We start from the raw sequence: 16742 nt of genomic DNA, 5'->3' as shown, positions 1-16742 counted from the left end.
AAGTTTTATACGTGCAACACCCCGTCGAGTCCCAATTCAGCAATTGGCTGGAGGTTTTCCTCGACGATGCTATCGGGAACGAAGATAAATTTCTTATCAAAAATCTTACTGCCGACGTAAAAACTCACCCAATATTCGTTGTTGAGGTGAAAAACGTCGGGCATGATGGTTTCTACTTGAACCCACTGCCCCGCCCCGATTTCAGTAAAAAAGTGGCGTAAAGTAGAGGTGCGTTCTTGATCGGCTTTCGATTTAGCATCATCGCCCGAATACCCTCTGGAAGTCACAAAAACGTTGGTGATGGTCGTTTCATTCTGATTTATCAAATACACGCCCCACTCGGCTTCGTTTAGTTCGTTGAAACGGCGGGCAATGGTCACCACAACACCCTCAACAGGGGTAAAATCAATGTCTTTTTTCATATTCTTGGATAAATAAAGCCCCAAAATTAACCCTTTTTGGTACTACATTCCAAGTGATGAGAGAGGAGTGATGAACGATGAGTGCTTCTATTTTTTTGGGGGAAGCATTCTATACGGTCTCAAATCAATAAAGTATTCTGTGGGAGAAAGACTTTCCAATTTAAAAGTACCATCAGAGACAACCAACTGGTTTTTAGGCAAATAACTTGAATAATCAATCTGATTGAAAATGGGCAAATAATGCTCAATTCCCAACAAAAAATTGTAAGCATACAACGGACGACAATCAAACGCTACGGTTGACAAAAATACTTCTTGGGTCATCCGACCTGCGTTTATTTCAAACAATTGGGCTTTGAGCGTAGGCCAGCCGTAGTTGTTTTTGCCAAAAACTTGGGTTTTCCCCAACGCTTTCCCACTCACTTTTGGCGTATTTTTTCTCGCTAATGGCATGTCAAAAGTTTGACAGATTTTGTGGTCACCGTCATCTATTCCACCAACCAAGTACTTCCCATTGGGATAGGCCACCACAAACTCCAAACCATCGGCTGTACCCTCAAAACTATCGGCATTGGTAAATAGCCAAATCGAACTACGACGGTCGAGGTACACACTAAACTCCTTCTTTTGCCCATCTTTTTGGTACGAAAAAGTAAGCTGTTCGGTAAATTTCAAGGTTTTTTGGGCAAAACTAGCGCAAGTAATGCCAAAAAGCAGCACTATTAAAAAAGGAGCATGAATAGTTTTCATCAGTTAAATACAGGGCTTGGGGAGAACAAAGCGTTAAAATTGGCGGGGATGGTTTCTTTGATATTTCGGACACTTATTCCTCCAAACATTTTGAGCGGAAAACCCCTCATAAAATGGTCCACGCCCATGCGCAATTGGCCCGTGTTGAGCGGCACAAACAGCCCTAAATCAGAATACCGTAAGGGAATCTCGGTGGTGGATTCCCAACTGATTCCTCCTTTGAGCACGTAGCGTTTTGCTACATACTTGCCTTGGTAGAGGTAAGAACCTTTGATATTTTCTTTGTCAAATTCTCGCTTTCCTTTTCGCCCTCCCCAAAATGCCGCTTCGCTAGTCAGGTGAGTACCATCGCTCAATTCTTTGAGGTTTTTCTTGGTTTCGTTGGCTGCTTTGCGACCTTCTGCTAGGTATTTTTCCACTTGGGGAATCACTTCTTTTAACTCCGCTTTCCGTTCGGGCGGTGTGGCTGGATTACGAAGTTCGGCCTTTGCTTTTTCAAGTGCCTCTTCATTCATTTGATCCATCACTGGCTCAATTTCTTCCATTTTGTTATAAATCGTTCCCGCCCAGTTTTTAGGAAGTGTCAGGTTTTTCACCCCTTCCTCATCTTTCGACACAACGTGCATAAACGCGCTATTTCGCTCCGCATACGTTTTCACCCAGCCGTCTTCCGTTCGCACTACCGACACGATGCTATCGCCTTTGACATAAAACCGAATGGCTTTGTCGGGCTCGGGGTCGTAGGTCCAGTCAAAGGTCAAATCCATGCAACGGGCGGGGGCATCCTCAAATACGCCCACGGCATACCAAGCGTGTTTGACGCGGTGGGTTTCGGTAGCGCACTTCCCAAACATCTGTTCGGCCGTTTTGACGGTGGCTTCTGCAAAACGTTCAAAGTTGGTGTAGGGCGTCAGGCTAAAAAGCGTTTGATACACCAATTTGGCTGCTTTTTGGATACCAATCCCTTTTTCAATGTTATACATTTGATTGTGGTCGTTGGTCCCTTTTCCCCCTTCCGACAACAGATAAAACCAATGCGACGCAACCGTGCTGTTGTTATGAACCCAGCAATTACCATTTTTTTTGTCTGCTATACAGCCATTCGTATCTTGCCAATACTTCCCTTCGTAGGTATCAGGGTGCGGGAGAGATGTTCTGCTTTGAAAGGTTGTTTTAGGCCATTTTAGGTTTCGGATACCATTGGGCAAGACATACGGCGCAATCACCCAATCAGGCGTAGCGGGATATCCCCAATGTTTGATGGCAATCCCCAGCATATCAGCAACGGCTTCATTGAGCGATCCAGACTCTCCTTCACTGATAAAATCGGCCACTCCCGAGCGTATAACCCCATGGGTAAACTCATGTCCAATCACCTCCAACGTTACCAAGGGTTTATCTACATAATTTCCAAAACCGATACGATTTTTCTCAACTTCCCAAAAAGCACCTTCCCTTAAATTGCCATCCTCATCGTAAGCCCGACGTAATACAAGCATAGAGCCTTGGTCATCAAAACTGTTACGTCCTAGTTGCGTTTTGTAGTAATCTATTGTTTTTTTCCCCGCAAAAGCCGCATCAGCAAGCCCTTCTTTGGTGAGGCGCGGATCAGTCCATTGGGTAGTAGGATAGTTGACAACCCATTTGGCCGTATCATACACTGACACAAAAGGTTCCTTGTGTGATACCAATATATATTTAGCAGAATCGTTATTGACGTGAATTTCGATGTTTTGAGGCCCATAATGGAACGTTTGCATCGTCGTAATCGTCGGTTTTTTATCCTCTTTACGAACGGGAATGTGTGAATCAAGGCATTCTAAAATGAGCGACTCACTCCGTACGACATCCCCTCGATATGCATCCAAATAGTACCTCGTTTTACCTGCAATAATTTGGTGCGCAAGGCGCAACTTTTGGGTAGCTACGTTCAGACGCTCAGGGACAATGATTAAACTTTCGTAAATAGGAGCCGTAATTTTGGACTCTTTGGGTAGCTTTTGAAAAATTTGATTTTCATTAATCATTTTTCCCGTAAGCTCAGGCCAACGCGTTTTATCAAAAGCATCGCCCGAAGCAAAAAGGGCTTTGCCGTTTGATTCGTGTCTTACTTTAAAATAAGCACCAAAAACGGGGTAATCTTCGATAAACTGCTGAAATGTGGTGATTTTTGAACCCGTTGGGAGTACAACCGTCTTTTGTTTTCGTACTTGAACTCCGTATTTTTTCTGCATAAAAGCCGCAAAGGTTTCAATCGTCACTTCGCTTTCCCGATAAAACTGAAACGACGAAGGAACTTTAGAATACGGGCTTTCCACTTCATCAAAATTGGTTGGCACGGGCTGTTCTACTGACTTAGGTGCGGGGGCAACTGTTTCGGTTGGTTCGCTTAGTTCTTCGGGTTGGGCGGGTGCAGGTGCTCCGCCCCCCTTGGCCATTTTAAGCATTTCAGCCCGCGCTTTTTCCAATTCCCTCAACAACTCAGGCGTGGCATGTCCCTTGGCTTTGAGTTCTTTGATTTGCTCATCGAACATTTTATTGATGTACGCAGGATCTTTGAGCTTAGCCATTTCGGCTTCGGCTTCTTTGACCGCTTTATCAAGTTCGGCCTGTTGTTGCTTCGACGGTTTTTGCTGCGCCAAAACCTCAACAGAAAGCCCCAAAAACACGATTAATAACCAAGCGAGCTGTTTTGATTTCATGACTTTTATCGGAGTTTTTCGCAGCCTTTATTTATAAATTGATTACAAACGTGCCCGACTGTATTTCTGCATTTGCATTGATATAATCCGTCACTTGGGCGTCAAATGTTCCTTCAATTTTTTTGTTGGTAAACGTCGAGAAGCGTACTTTCCCACTTTTAGCAAACAGCGGACTATTCTGTCTTTTGTAAATCAGATTGGCGTTTTTGTTGGTTTCATTGGCAGGAATTTCAAACAAATAATCTACTCCCGTTTGGATGTCTTTCCCCACCATCTGAATGGAAATTTCGTTGGCATCGTCTATTTTTCCAGCGATGGTTAGCAACCCTCCGACGACTGCAATGCCTCCACTCGCAGCGTTGGCTTTCCAGCTTTTGCCATCCACTGTCGCAGCAAAAGAGTTGGAGCCGCCCGATGGCGTTGGGTCATCTTCTTTCGACGTCCCTAATTTACAAGCACTTACCAGCACCACTAAGGCTACCAGTGAGACAATAGATTTAAGATTTGTTTTCATTTTGTGTGGTTTTTGGAGAATGTTAAAAAAATCATTTACACTTAGCCAGCACTTCGGCGGCCAGTTTTTTTGCCAATTCGATGTTTTCGTTGTCATTATTACTGATTTCCACGCTCACTTGAAAGGTAATTTTACCCACCAAAACCGTCAGTTCTTTTTCTTTGATGCGCCACGAGGCCGCATCTCCTATCCCAGCAATTTCTTTAAACGTGATGTCATCACCCGATAAGTCTTTGGCCATCTTCGTGGCGGTTTCGGTGGTTTTGGCATCGTAGCCTTTTTCTTTCATCGACTCTCCCGCTTTTTTGAAAGCGGCCTCTTTTTCGGCGGCAGTGGTGTTTCGATAAAAAGCCTTGAAATTTTCCAAAGGAGTCGGTTTTCCCATGATTGTAAACAAGTCACTTCCTACCCATCTGAGTCCTATTCGATTGGACGAAGGATATTCAATTTCACGGCCCGAAATCGTCATTTTCCGCACCCTATCGCTATCCCACGTGTATTCGTAGGTGTCTTTGTCGTGCTTTTTGGCCTCTGAGCGGTAGCTATAATTTTTCTTGGCCTGCGCAGGAACATCGTAATGTTTTTTAATAACATCAAGCGGCAGCAGTTGGTCGAGCGTCCCTTTATCAGCGTGTGATTTGAGGCAGTCGGCATTTCCTGAAGTTGAAACAGCTTCCGTTTTTTCTACTTCAGTGGTACTTTTTTCGGTGCTGTTGGCCGTGGTGTTGTTGCACGCTGTGATGGCAAAAGCTGCAATAGCAGGCAGAAGAATGAATGATTTCATGGTTTATTCGCAGTCAATGTCTTTGATTTGGTCTTCATACACTTTTCGTTGGGCGGCTGTGTAAACGCTACACGACCGAATAATGTCGCTCAACGATTTTTTGACAGCTTCGCATTTTGTTTTGTTGTTAATGTCTTGCGACCAGGCGGTGAGTACCTTTTCATACTCGGCAGAGGCTTTTTCGCAGCTAGTACCCGTTGGGTCTAAAGCCCCTTTTTTACAGGACAACACTGCCAACAAACAGAAGAAAACAATGAGTTTTTTCATAGCATTTTGAATTATGTTAGTATAGAAATGGATTATCGGTGCTGATACGTAATGACAAGGCTGTGAAATCTGAGTGTGTCTCCCGTCCAGTTTCCAACCGACGAGATATTGACATAATACGAGTTGTTCTGATTGTCCACCGTTTCTGTCACCGACGCGGCCACACTTCCTATCGCGGCTACGTTCGTAGAAGTCTGTGCCGTTGCGATGGTTGTAAACGCATTGGTCGTGTGCGTGTTTTTACTAAACACAAAAGAGATATTGGAGGCTGAATTGTCCAGCACGTACATTCTTACGTTGGTAATCACGACGCCATCAGGCAGGTTTACAGGCAAATACATGGTTTTTCCAGCGTTTGTCGAATTAAACCACGCGTAGCCACTTCCTTTGCGGAGTTGGTCGTCCCAGTCCTGTGCTTGTACGCTGCTAAAATTGTAACTCTGGTAGTAGTTTGACGTATTGGAGACGCGCAGAATCCCATCTTTGTCGGCAAACACAGGACGCCGTTCGCTATCAGACACTTGGTTAAAATCAAGCTCTCTGGAGCGGATGGTTCCTATTCCATTGGTTCCTTCTACGTCCAATGCCGCTTTCGACTTCCCAGATTCTCCCACAAAGAAGCTCCCAAATTCAAAGTGAGCCGCTGGAATATCGTCAATCTGAAACTCCAACCCTTCATACCCCCAAATTTTCAATTGCTTATCTAACCCATACATCCCGCCGACAAACGTGTTGTTTTTGGTATATAGTGGTAACATGATGAAACTCTGATCACTTTGTAGGGTCAAAGGCACGGAGCTTTTTCCGCGAATGACAACGGAATCCGACGTGCTATTGTGAAGAAATGTGCTTTTAGAGGGGCTAATGACGACGCTTTGGGCGTAGCCAATTTCTCCTAAAAAAAAGAAAAAACACCCCACCCAAAAACAACGAACTACCGCAAAAATGCCAACACTTTTGTTTCTATTTTTCATTGACTATAAGCCGTTTACTTACGCTTAAACGTAAAGTTCGTTGTTACTTCGCAGGCAGCTTGGGTCGGTATCTGAAACGATACGTGGAGTGCTCCTTTGATTTCTTTGGTAGTGACTACCTCAAAATCATAAACACTTTTAATCGTTGGCTTCGTTTCGGGCAAAATAATTGCCTTGTAGCTATTAGGGGCATTAGTAACCCAAGGTGTTTTGGGTGGCAATAAGTCCTCGGGCGTAAAAGGTTTTTTAAATGTTTTATTCCCACTTTTTAGTCCTACGGTACTTTTTAGCTGGGTCGCGAGTTGAGGGGAGCAGTTCTTAGTAACAGCGGGTTCGGTAATGGCCACCCAATTCCCATCTTCGGGCTGAATCACAGCCTCAAACGGAACGGTTCCACCCTTGGCCACAGGAGGCTCTCCTTTTCCTCCAAAATACGCGTGCAACTCCTTCAAATTACGTTTTGTATCGGGATAATGTACATCCTGATTTTGCTTATTTTTGAAAAAAACCAACGTGCCTTTGTCCTTCTCAAAAGTTCCCAAGTAATTAAACATTCCATCGAGCTGGGCGTAGGTGTATTGGGTTTGGTAAAACTTACAACCTCCCCCCAACTTACAGTACGCAATCGTCACTTGGGCACGAAGCTGCATCCCTAACGCTAAAGTAACGGTAAGTAGTAGAGCTATTTTGTTGCGTGTTTTCATGGCGCTGAATGGTTATAGTTTGACAAACTCCACGCGGCGGTTATTCGCTTTTCCTTCGGAAGTCGTATTCGGCGCAACGGGCTGCGACTCGCCTTTGCCATCCGTTTCCATGCGAGCGGCTTCAATTCCAAACTCCGTTTGAAGGGCATTTTTTACCGATGCGGCTCGGCGTTTCGACAGGTCTAAGTTTTTGGCATCTTCGCCATCAGAATCAGTATGACCAATGATGCGGACTTTGACCGTGGCATTTTCTTTCAATACCGTTCCAAGTTCTTTTAAAACACCGTACGATTCGGGCTTGATTTTATCCGAATTGACGTCAAACAAAATGCCCGTCGTGCTAAATTTTCCTTCGGTGATGAGCTTGGAGCGGGTATCAGGAGCGCCCACGGCTACGCGGAGGTTGGTAATGAAGTTAGCTCCTGCGAATAGGTTGTTGGCAAATAACATCGAATACTTCAAACTGGGGTCAAAAGCACGGGGTAAGTCCCAGACTTTGGCTTCATTGATATACAATCTAATGCGATTTTTCTGTCGCCAAATAGAGATTCTATTTGCTACACCTTGCTTCCAAGAAATAGGCAGATTATTTTCTAAAACTTTCTCATTGTTTTTATCAAAAACCCATGCGTGGCTCGTACTACCTCCATCGTTGGCCACTGGATGAATATCAAATGCTACTTGGGGGTCTGTACTCAAATACGTATCGAAAGTAGGTTTCCTTTTACTGATTTCGGGGAAAAAAATCATCAAACCCGACATATTATTAGACACATCTTCGCTAATCATCATGTCAAACTCCACCGTGAAGTTTTCAGGGAGTTCTTTGACAAACTCAGGAAAGAATAGACCTTTATCGCTGGCTTTCAGCCATTTGTTTGCTTGTCCATCAATATTTACTACTTCTCCTCCTGCATTGGTGTTCCATTTGGCAGGAAAATCGCCCACGGCATCTTGGGAGAAATCCTCAACGGCCAGTATCTTTTCGCCCGCTACAAAATCAAATTTGGAGTAGGACTTCAAGCTCTTGGGTTCGTCTTTAGCCGCCGCCGCTCCCCCTTGCGAATTGGCTTTTGTAGAACTTGATTTACTACTCGACGACGTTTCGTTTACTTGCGCATCGTTGGTGTCTTCCTGCGGCTGCTCGTCGTTGCCTTTTGTGGTCTTTCCATTCGTTTTTTGGTCTTTTTCTCCTTTATTTTTCTTTTTGAAGATATTCCCAATTCCCTCTTCAACTTTATCAAGACCTTTGTTAATACCTTGGTCAATACGGCTATTTACCCGTCCTTCTACGCTTCGTTCAGCTGTTTTTTTGGGATCTTCTACCCGAATTTGCGCCGTGGCCGAAACCGCCAACATGGCTCCAAAAAAACTACTTAGGCCAATTCCTCGAACCTTGAAAGCTACGTTGATTACCATAGTGTGTATGTGTTTGAATAAAAATCTGATGAGACCAAAGTTGGGCAATCTCTTTTATACCATTTGGCTTCATTTCATACATCACGATTTTCGCTCCATCAAACCGCCATTTCAATCAATAATTTCAATTTTCAACGCCCATTGATTCAGACCGAGGCTTAATCAATTCAAAACCTACCTACATAGAGTGATAAAAGGAGATTGGAAAAAATTTGTCTTTCTTTGAGGGTATAATTTGATTCGCTCTGCCACTATGTATCGTCGGTTTGTGTTTTGGGTGTTGTTTGTTGTGGGCTTGCCACTTTGGGGCAAATCCGACACCCTCTATGTCAGCCACATCAATGGCCGTACGATGCTGTATGACATCGCCTACTGCACAACCAGTTTGCTCAACAGCGACAAAGATTCTCTTCAGCATTTGCTCCAACAGCCTCAACGTTGGCAACGGCTTACGGCTAAAACTCCCAGTTTCGCCCAGCGTTCGCACTGGCTTCGCTTTTTCTTGACCAACGATACCGACACGACGCAGACGTTTTACGTTTATCTCACCAACGCCAACCAACGGGTAACGCTCTTTTACGCCCACCACGGCCAGTGGCATTCTACGACCAATGGTACTATGGTTCCCACTTCGGCTTGGGCGGTGCCTTATTCGGACAACTATGTCTCGTTCAACATTCCTGCTCGCGCTACCTTTACAATAGTGAGCCGAATCGCCCACGAAAAAGGTGCACTGCCTTTTTGGACGCATTTTACCAATCCCAAACCCTCGTGGGGGCTACAATTCCAAAAACCAGAATACCATGCCGAGCGCATCCTCGATGAGTATCGCCGCAATATGCCTGAGTTTCAGTACCGAAGCTGGATTCAAGGGGCTTTGGCGTTGGTTACGCTTTTTTTAGCCTTGCTTTACTATCAATACCGCCACCGAATTTATGCATACTACGGGGCCTATGTCTTGTGTAGTTTCGTATTTTCTTTGCTCAAAACACGCGCTTATACCCCACTGGGTCAGACACTTGGCGAGTGGCCATTGCTGAAAACCCACTTAATGGAATCATTGCTGTGGTGGGGAATTGGGGCGTACCTTTTTTTCATGACGGAGTTGCTCGACTTGTCCAAAAACCACCCCAACATGAAAAAGTGGTTTTTACGACTGGCTTTTGTCTTGATGGGCTACGGAGGGTTATATTTGACGGTGATGTTGCTTACCAACGACCTTGGTTTTCAGCAATTTTCGTTTTGGGGCGGGCGTTTTGTGGCTTTCCCGATTTACATCCTTACCCTTTTTTGGATTCGTCGCAGCGTTCGTTCTCCGATGGTGCCGTATGTCATTTGGGCCAATGTCGTCTTGGGATTTTTTGGATTATTGGCGTGGTTGCGGGCGGGGCGGGTTATTTTGGAAGGGGTCAAACTTCCCGCCAACGTCGATGATTTGTTGACACTTTCGTTTGCCGTAGTGATGGAAATCTTGGTATTATCGTTGGCCATTGCGCATCGTTTCAGGTTAAACGAAAAAGAAAAAACCGAAAGTCAACGCGCTTACTTTCAAGAACTTCAAAACAAAGTCGCCAACGAAAAACGCATTGCCGAAACCGAAATGCTGGCCTTGCGGTCGCAAATGAACCCGCATTTTTTGTTCAATAGCCTCAATTCCTTAGAATACCTGATTGTTGCCAACGACGAACAAAAAGCGACCCAGTACCTTTCTAAATTCTCCAAACTGCTTCGAATGATTTTATCGCACTCGCGGGAAGAAGCCATTTCGCTCGAAGAGGAATTAAACGCACTCAATTATTATTTAGAGATTGAAGCCACTCGACTGGGCGAGGATTTTGCTTACCGCTTAGAAGTTGCCTCCAGCATCGACACGGCTTCGGTGATGATTCCCCCGTTGTTGTTGCAGCCATTTGTCGAAAATGCCATTTGGCACGGACTCATGCCCAGCGACGAACCCGAGAAAAAATTAGCGATTCGGATTACCCAAAAAAGCGAGCAACTGCTTGAGTTTGAAATTGAAGACAACGGCATTGGCTTAAAAAAAGCGACCGAAATCCGAAACCGTTCTACGATGCGTCGGAAGTCACACGGGATGGAAATTACCCAACGACGCATTGAGTTATTTAACCGAAATTATCCCAACCAACTCGCCATCGAAGTATTCGATTTGAAAAAAAGTAACCACACAGGAACGTTGGTAAAAATTGGGTATAATTTGTAATCAAATCCGAGGCACAACAGCAGATTTTGGGTTCTGTATGATTTGTCTGGGACTAACCCACCCCGCGGCTGAAGCCGCACCCCTCCCAAGAGGAGAATAATACTCAAATCCCCTCCTGGGAGGGGTGTCGCGTAGCGACGGGGTGGGTTAGAGTCCCACAAATTTCACATAGAGCCCGATTTTATCATAACCCACAATCATTTGGTTTGTAATTTTATCAAATAAGCCACTTGTTCGATTTGCAATTTTACCAAAAACTACCAATATTTGATTTGTAATTTTATCAAATAACAAATGTACATTCCCCGTAACATAGATTCTGAACTTGAAAATTGGCGAGTAGCGAAACTACGAAAGCCATTACTTTTACGCGGCGCGCGACAGGTTGGAAAATCGGCGGCAGTACGACAATGTGCGCAAAAATTTGACTTTTTTATTGAACTTAATTTTGATGAAAACCCGCGTTACAAGGGTATTTTTGAACAAAACCTTGGCATTGATGAAATTATTGAATTAATACAAGCAGCGACAAATACGCCACTTGTACCAGGTAAAACACTGTTGTTCTTAGACGAAATTCAAACCTGTATTCCTGCTATTTCGTCATTACGGTATTTTTACGAAAAAGCGCCTGACTTACATGTAATCGCCGCAGGGTCATTATTGGAGTTTGTGCTATCTGAAATTCCCTCATTTGGGGTAGGGCGCATCCGTTCACTTTTTATGTACCCACTTGATTTTGAAGAATTTTTGGGTGCATTTAATGAACAAATTTTACTAAAAACACTCCGCAACGCATCGCCTGAAAAGCCACTCCCCGACCTTTTACACGACAAGCTTAAATACTATTTTAAGCGCTTTTTGGTGGTAGGCGGAATGCCCGAAGTTGTACGAAATTACGCCCAAAACAACGATATTCTTGAAACACAACGGGTAATAGATGACTTGATAGTATCGTTTGAAAGTGATTTTGCCAAATACAAAAATCGCGTCCCTGTTGCACGAATTCGAGAAGTTTTCAACGCCGTTGTTCGACAAACAGGTGCACAATTTACCTATTCATATCCACAAGCCACCCTCACGAATGTTCAAATTAAAGAGGCGCTCGACCTACTTCAAAGGGCAGGATTGGCGCACTCTGTTACCCACTCCGCCGCAAACGGACTTCCCATCGGTGCTGAAATCAACTCCAAAAAACGCAAATGGATGCTTTTCGATACAGGTATAATGCAACGTATTTTGGGCCTATCCATCGGGGATTTGTTGCTTGAAGATACGTTGGAAGTCATTAATAAAGGGGCCATTGCCGAACAACACGTCGCACTCGAACTCATTAAAAGCCAATCACCTTACCAGCAAGTACAGCTCTATTATTGGCACAGAGATGCCAAAAGTAGCCAAGCCGAGATAGATTTTGTAGTACAAAAACACAGCGACATCATTCCTGTCGAAGTGAAGGCTGGCTCACGAGGAAGTATGCAAAGCATGTATATTTTCCTGAAAGAAAAACAAAGTCGCTATGGTATTCGGTTTTCGCTCGAAAACTTTTCCAGCCTCCCTTCTATCATGGTTTTTCCGCTCTATGCGGTCAAAAATGCAATGCACACTCAAGTCCCTCAAACATGATACGCGCTATTCTCATTGACGACGAAAAACCCGCCACGGAGTTGTTGGAGCTCAAGCTCAAACGACTCAACATGGGTGTGCAAGTCGTTGCCAAATTTAACCAGCCCGAAGCGGCCGTGGAATTTATCCGAATGACGCCGTTTGATGTGCTTTTTTTAGACATTGAAATGCCCCGCCTCAACGGCTTCGACTTGCTCGCACAATTTGCTGATTTTCACTTTGATGTCATTTTTACGACGGCCTATGACCAATACGCCATTCGGGCTTTTCGCGTGAGTGCTTTGAGTTATTTGCTAAAACCCATTGAAGAACATGACCTCCGCGAAGCCCTTGGACGGTGGCAACAGAAACGCATCAAGCAACTACAAACCCCTCAAATTCAACTTTTTCACGAACATTCATCGCCCAAACAAGCACCGCAAAAAATAGCCCTACCAACCAACGAAGGGCACGAAATCATTGAGATTGTCAACATCGTTCGCTGCATGGCCGACGCCAGTTACACGCATTTTTACATGAACGATGGCCAAAAAGTAATGATTTGCCGCACGCTCAAAGAAGTAGAACAGGCCCTCGACCCCAATGGCTTTGTGCGGGTACACCAGTCGCACCTGATTAACCCTCAGTTTTTAAAGAAAATTGTCAAACAAGAGGGCGGCTACTTGCTGATGTCCGATGGGGCGCAAGTGCCTGTTACCAAACAAAAGCGGGATTGGTTGATAGAGCAATTTCACGGCCTAAGTCGAAGTTAAGCACTTTGGCTTTGTTATCTGTTAATCGTTATCAGTTAACCGTATTGATTGACTGATAATGTATTAAACATTTTTATGCCTTAAATACTTCTGGATAAGCGACCCGATAAATGCAAACAAAAACCCGTTTAAAATGGCAGCAATTAACACCATCCCTGGCGCTATTTCGTCGTTGGGTGGGATGGTGGGAAGTACAAATACTTTGAATGCCAAAAGGAAACCTACTAATCCAAGGGCAAATCCGATGATTTTGACTATGTTCTTTTTCATGGCTGTTGTTGTTTTGTGGTTGATGAACAAAGGTAAATTAATTAACTTTGTTTTTCAAAGTACTTTTTATATTTTATTTTTCAACTCAAACGTTTTTTCGCAACGAATACGGTATTTCAGAAGGGTTTTGTACCTTTGCACCTTAGAAATACGTCTATGACCGAACAAATCCTAATTCTTGATTTTGGTTCGCAATATACCCAACTCATCGCTCGACGCGTCCGCGAACTAAACATTTACTGTGAAATTCACCCCTTCAACAAAATTCCCGAAATTACGCCTGCTATCAAGGGAGTCATTCTTTCTGGTAGTCCTTGCTCCGTGCGCGACGTCGATTCGCCACGCGTTGACTTGGATTTATTTCGGAATAAACTCCCGTTGTTGGGCGTTTGCTACGGTGCCCAGCTCATGGCGCATACCCTTGGAGGTGAAGTAAATGCCTCTAAGCACCGCGAATACGGCCGTGCCATTCTCAACCATCCCGAACACTCGCTTTTGTTGGATTCGGTATCACCGACTACCCAAGTTTGGATGTCGCACGGGGACACCATCACCAAAATCCCTGATAATTTTGAATTGATTGGCTCCACCGATTCGGTAAAAGTAGCCGCGTTCAAATTGACGGGCGAACAAACCTACGGCATTCAGTTTCACCCAGAAGTAACGCACTCTACGGAAGGCAAAACGATTTTGAAAAACTTCGTGGTGGACATCTGCGGATGTACGCAAAACTGGACGTCGGAGTCGTTTGTGGAAAGCACCATCCGTGACCTAAAAGAAAAACTTGGCGACGATAAAGTGGTGATGGCTTTGTCGGGCGGGGTTGACTCTACGGTGGCAGCGTCGTTGGTTCACCATGCCATTGGCAAAAACCTCTACTGTATTTTTGTTGACAACGGACTTTTGCGTAAAGACGAGTTTGAAAGTGTATTGCACTCGTACCAAGACATGGGCCTCAACATCAAGGGGGTTAACTCGAAAGACCATTTTTACGGCCTATTAGAAGGTTTGACCGACCCAGAAGCCAAGCGTAAAGCGATTGGAAAAGCATTCATTGATATTTTTGACCAAGAAGCCCACCTCATCGAAGATGTAAAATGGCTTGGTCAAGGAACGATTTATCCCGACGTCATTGAGTCGGTTTCGGTCAAAGGCCCTTCGGCGACCATCAAGTCGCACCACAACGTGGGTGGTTTGCCCGATTTTATGAAACTTAAAATCGTGGAACCGCTCAATACGCTCTTCAAAGACGAAGTTCGTAACGTTGGGCGTGCCCTTGGAATTTCCGACAATATTCTCAAGCGCCACCCATTCCCTGGCCCAGGGCTTGCGATTCGTATTTTGGGGGATATTACTCCCGAAAAAGTAGCCATTTTGCAAGAAGTCGATGCCATCTTTATCAATGGTCTCAAAACGCGCGGCCTTTATGACCAAGTTTGGCAAGCAGGCGCCATGCTCCTACCCGTACAAAGCGTGGGTGTTATGGGCGACGAACGTACCTACGAGCGCGTGGTAGCGCTGCGGGCCGTTACGTCAGTCGATGGCATGACCGCCGACTGGGCACATTTGCCGTACGATTTCTTGGCCGATATTTCCAACGAAATCATCAATCGTGTCAAAGGCGTTAACCGCGTTGTTTACGATATTTCGTCAAAACCACCCGCAACGATTGAGTGGGAATAAAGTATGAAGTCCACGGTCGATGGTCGATAGTCCATGGTTTTAAACCGTAGAGGATTGACTATAGACTGTGGACTATCGACCATCGACTCCAATGTTAAGTTTCTTCCGCGTTAATGCTCCTTATCAAATCTTGAGTTTCATCGTTGTGTTGATGATACTACAAGTGCCTTTGTACATCAGTTCGCCCGATTTGCTGATTCCAGAACTCCAATGGATGCTTGTCGGCGAAAAAATGTCACAAGGATTTATGCTTTATCGCGATGTGTGGGACAATTTGAGTCCGTTGTCGGCAGCCGTTTATTGGGGAATGGATGAGCTCTTTGGCCGCTCTCCTTTGGCACATCGAACGGTTGCCAATATCCTCATTCTTTTTCAGGCCATCTACTTCAATTACATTTCCAGCGAACGGCAGCTTTTTACCGAACGCAACTACGTCCCAGGCGTTCTTTACATTTTATTTTTAAACGTCTCTTTCGATTGTAGTACATTGTCGCCTGCCCTGATGGGTACGACCTTCATTTTGCTGGCTTTCGGCACACTCATTCGTCAAATGCAGCGCGAAGGGGTAACCGACGAGGTTTTTGAAATGGGCTTTTACCTGAGTGTCGCTACCCTATTTTATTTGCCTATGGGGCTTTTTGCCCTTTGGACATTTGCTTCCATGCTTTTGTACACGGGCGCTACTTTTCGTCGGCATACGTTGGCATTTTTTGGGTATATTTTTCCTTTAGCACTCCTATTGCTCTTCTACTTTTTCCGTAATGCACTGGATGATTTAAGTCAGAATCTGCTTACCTCAGCTTTTCGGACACGGCGTTATAATTTCAACGATTTTATTGGTGTACTTGGCGTGTTGGGAGGCGTGTTTTTGATAGCTGGCTTGGGCTTTTTTCAAACATTAAGCTATCCTCGGTTCATCAACTATCAGACGCGTATTCACCAAATCATGATGTTGTGGACCATCACTGCCGTGATTTCGATTGGCTTGATGCCGTTTATCGCTCCGATGCAGTTTTGTGTGTTTATACCGCCGTTGGTCATGTTTTCGGTCAACTTTTTTATGCTGATGAAACGTCGCTGGATGGCAGAGGTTCTTTTTTTTAGTCTTTTTGTCATCCTATTTTTCTTTCGCTATCAGTCAACATTCCTTGATAACGCATTCAGTATCAACGAATCTACGCGTTTGGAAAATCTAAAAATTCAGCCGTCATTGTTGCCTGAACAAATTCGTCAGCAAAAGATTTTGGTGATTGGTGAAGATGAAGGTGAATACAAAGACAATTTTCCCGCAACGGCGTACCTCAACTGGGAGCTTGCCCGCTACGATTTTGATAACTTAGACAGTTACGAAAGCGTTATTAGCATTTTTGATAATTTCCAAGCCGACCCACCCACCTACGTCATCGACAAAGAAAAACTATTGCCCGTTTTATTCAAACGCCTTCCTGAGTTGGGCGAGTTGTACCAACCCACCCAATGGAAGGGAATTTATCAGCGCAAATCTTCTAATCTCTCGAAATAAAACGCACGGCGTGCCTCACCACGTGCCTGAGGTTGCTCATCATCTCAGTACTCGTCCTCATTCGCAGCAGCGTCAGGTTGTAAGCAACCTGACCACCATGTGCCTAAGGTTGCTCACAACCTCAGTACTAGT

At 44.7% G+C, this 16742-nt stretch carries 15 protein-coding genes; 5 read left to right on the top strand and 10 right to left on the bottom strand.

From position 1 onward, the window contains the following. Positions 1 to 5 precede the first annotated feature (5 nt). The 9 genes from FHS57_RS12140 to FHS57_RS12100 all read right to left on the bottom strand — a co-directional run bounded on the left by FHS57_RS12140 (position 6) and on the right by FHS57_RS12100 (position 8536). Positions 6 to 422: a hypothetical protein gene (locus FHS57_RS12140; RefSeq protein ID WP_183973926.1), complete on the bottom strand. Its 417-nt coding sequence runs from the start codon at positions 420 to 422 to the stop codon at positions 6 to 8. An 87-nt stretch (positions 423 to 509) separates the two neighbouring features. Beyond that, positions 510 to 1172 (bottom strand): hypothetical protein, encoded by a 663-nt coding sequence (locus FHS57_RS12135; protein WP_183973925.1) that lies wholly within the window; start codon positions 1170 to 1172, stop codon positions 510 to 512. Beyond that, positions 1172 to 3874 carry a M4 family metallopeptidase gene (locus FHS57_RS12130; RefSeq protein ID WP_183973924.1) on the bottom strand — a complete coding sequence of 901 codons (2703 nt, stop codon included), beginning with the start codon at positions 3872 to 3874 and terminating at the stop codon, positions 1172 to 1174. The genes FHS57_RS12135 and FHS57_RS12130 overlap by 1 nt, the downstream gene beginning before the upstream one ends. 31 nt (positions 3875 to 3905) lie before the next feature. Next, positions 3906 to 4388 carry a hypothetical protein gene (locus FHS57_RS12125; protein WP_183973923.1) on the bottom strand — a complete coding sequence of 161 codons (483 nt, stop codon included), beginning with the start codon at positions 4386 to 4388 and terminating at the stop codon, positions 3906 to 3908. A 31-nt stretch (positions 4389 to 4419) separates the two neighbouring features. Beyond that, positions 4420 to 5172 (bottom strand): hypothetical protein, encoded by a 753-nt coding sequence (locus tag FHS57_RS12120; protein WP_183973922.1) that lies wholly within the window; start codon positions 5170 to 5172, stop codon positions 4420 to 4422. A gap of 3 nt (positions 5173 to 5175) precedes the next feature. Further along, positions 5176 to 5439 carry a hypothetical protein gene (locus FHS57_RS12115; RefSeq protein WP_183973920.1) on the bottom strand — a complete coding sequence of 88 codons (264 nt, stop codon included), beginning with the start codon at positions 5437 to 5439 and terminating at the stop codon, positions 5176 to 5178. Between the two features lie 32 nt (positions 5440 to 5471). After that, complete coding sequence (locus FHS57_RS12110; protein WP_183973918.1) at positions 5472 to 6413, bottom strand: hypothetical protein; 942 nt, start codon at positions 6411 to 6413, stop codon at positions 5472 to 5474. A 14-nt stretch (positions 6414 to 6427) separates the two neighbouring features. Beyond that, the gene (locus FHS57_RS12105) at positions 6428 to 7117 is read right to left on the bottom strand and encodes a hypothetical protein (protein ID WP_183973916.1); all 690 of its coding nucleotides are present in this window, start codon (positions 7115 to 7117) and stop codon (positions 6428 to 6430) included. A 12-nt stretch (positions 7118 to 7129) separates the two neighbouring features. Continuing rightward, positions 7130 to 8536: an OmpA family protein gene (locus tag FHS57_RS12100; protein WP_183973914.1), complete on the bottom strand. Its 1407-nt coding sequence runs from the start codon at positions 8534 to 8536 to the stop codon at positions 7130 to 7132. A gap of 253 nt (positions 8537 to 8789) precedes the next feature. Here FHS57_RS12100 and FHS57_RS12095 point away from each other — a divergent pair, with 253 nt between their 5' ends. The 3 genes from FHS57_RS12095 to FHS57_RS12085 all read left to right on the top strand — a co-directional run bounded on the left by FHS57_RS12095 (position 8790) and on the right by FHS57_RS12085 (position 13135). Beyond that, complete coding sequence (locus tag FHS57_RS12095) at positions 8790 to 10757, top strand: histidine kinase (RefSeq protein ID WP_183973912.1); 1968 nt, start codon at positions 8790 to 8792, stop codon at positions 10755 to 10757. A 294-nt stretch (positions 10758 to 11051) separates the two neighbouring features. Further along, complete coding sequence (locus tag FHS57_RS12090; protein ID WP_183973910.1) at positions 11052 to 12383, top strand: ATP-binding protein; 1332 nt, start codon at positions 11052 to 11054, stop codon at positions 12381 to 12383. Beyond that, positions 12380 to 13135 carry a LytR/AlgR family response regulator transcription factor gene (locus FHS57_RS12085; protein ID WP_183973908.1) on the top strand — a complete coding sequence of 252 codons (756 nt, stop codon included), beginning with the start codon at positions 12380 to 12382 and terminating at the stop codon, positions 13133 to 13135. The genes FHS57_RS12090 and FHS57_RS12085 overlap by 4 nt, the downstream gene beginning before the upstream one ends. Before the next feature lie 63 nt (positions 13136 to 13198). On the opposite strand, the gene FHS57_RS12080 is transcribed toward FHS57_RS12085, so the two are convergent. Then, on the bottom strand, positions 13199 to 13405 hold the full coding sequence (locus tag FHS57_RS12080; protein WP_183973906.1) for a hypothetical protein: 207 nt from the start codon (positions 13403 to 13405) through the stop codon (positions 13199 to 13201). A 156-nt stretch (positions 13406 to 13561) separates the two neighbouring features. Here FHS57_RS12080 and guaA point away from each other — a divergent pair, with 156 nt between their 5' ends. Both guaA and FHS57_RS12070 read left to right on the top strand, forming a co-directional pair. Then, positions 13562 to 15088, top strand: a complete 1527-nt coding sequence (gene guaA, locus FHS57_RS12075) for a glutamine-hydrolyzing GMP synthase (RefSeq protein ID WP_183973904.1) — start codon at positions 13562 to 13564, stop codon at positions 15086 to 15088. A gap of 91 nt (positions 15089 to 15179) precedes the next feature. After that, entirely contained in the window at positions 15180 to 16610 is a 1431-nt protein-coding gene (locus FHS57_RS12070; protein WP_183973902.1) for a hypothetical protein, read from the top strand. The last annotated feature ends 132 nt before the right edge of the window (positions 16611 to 16742 follow it).

This window comes from Runella defluvii (assembly GCF_014195535.1).
GTDB lineage: Bacteria > Bacteroidota > Bacteroidia > Cytophagales > Spirosomataceae > Runella > Runella defluvii.
The sequence above is the reverse complement of the archived record's forward strand: the minus strand, read 5'-3'. Positions and strand labels throughout refer to the sequence as shown.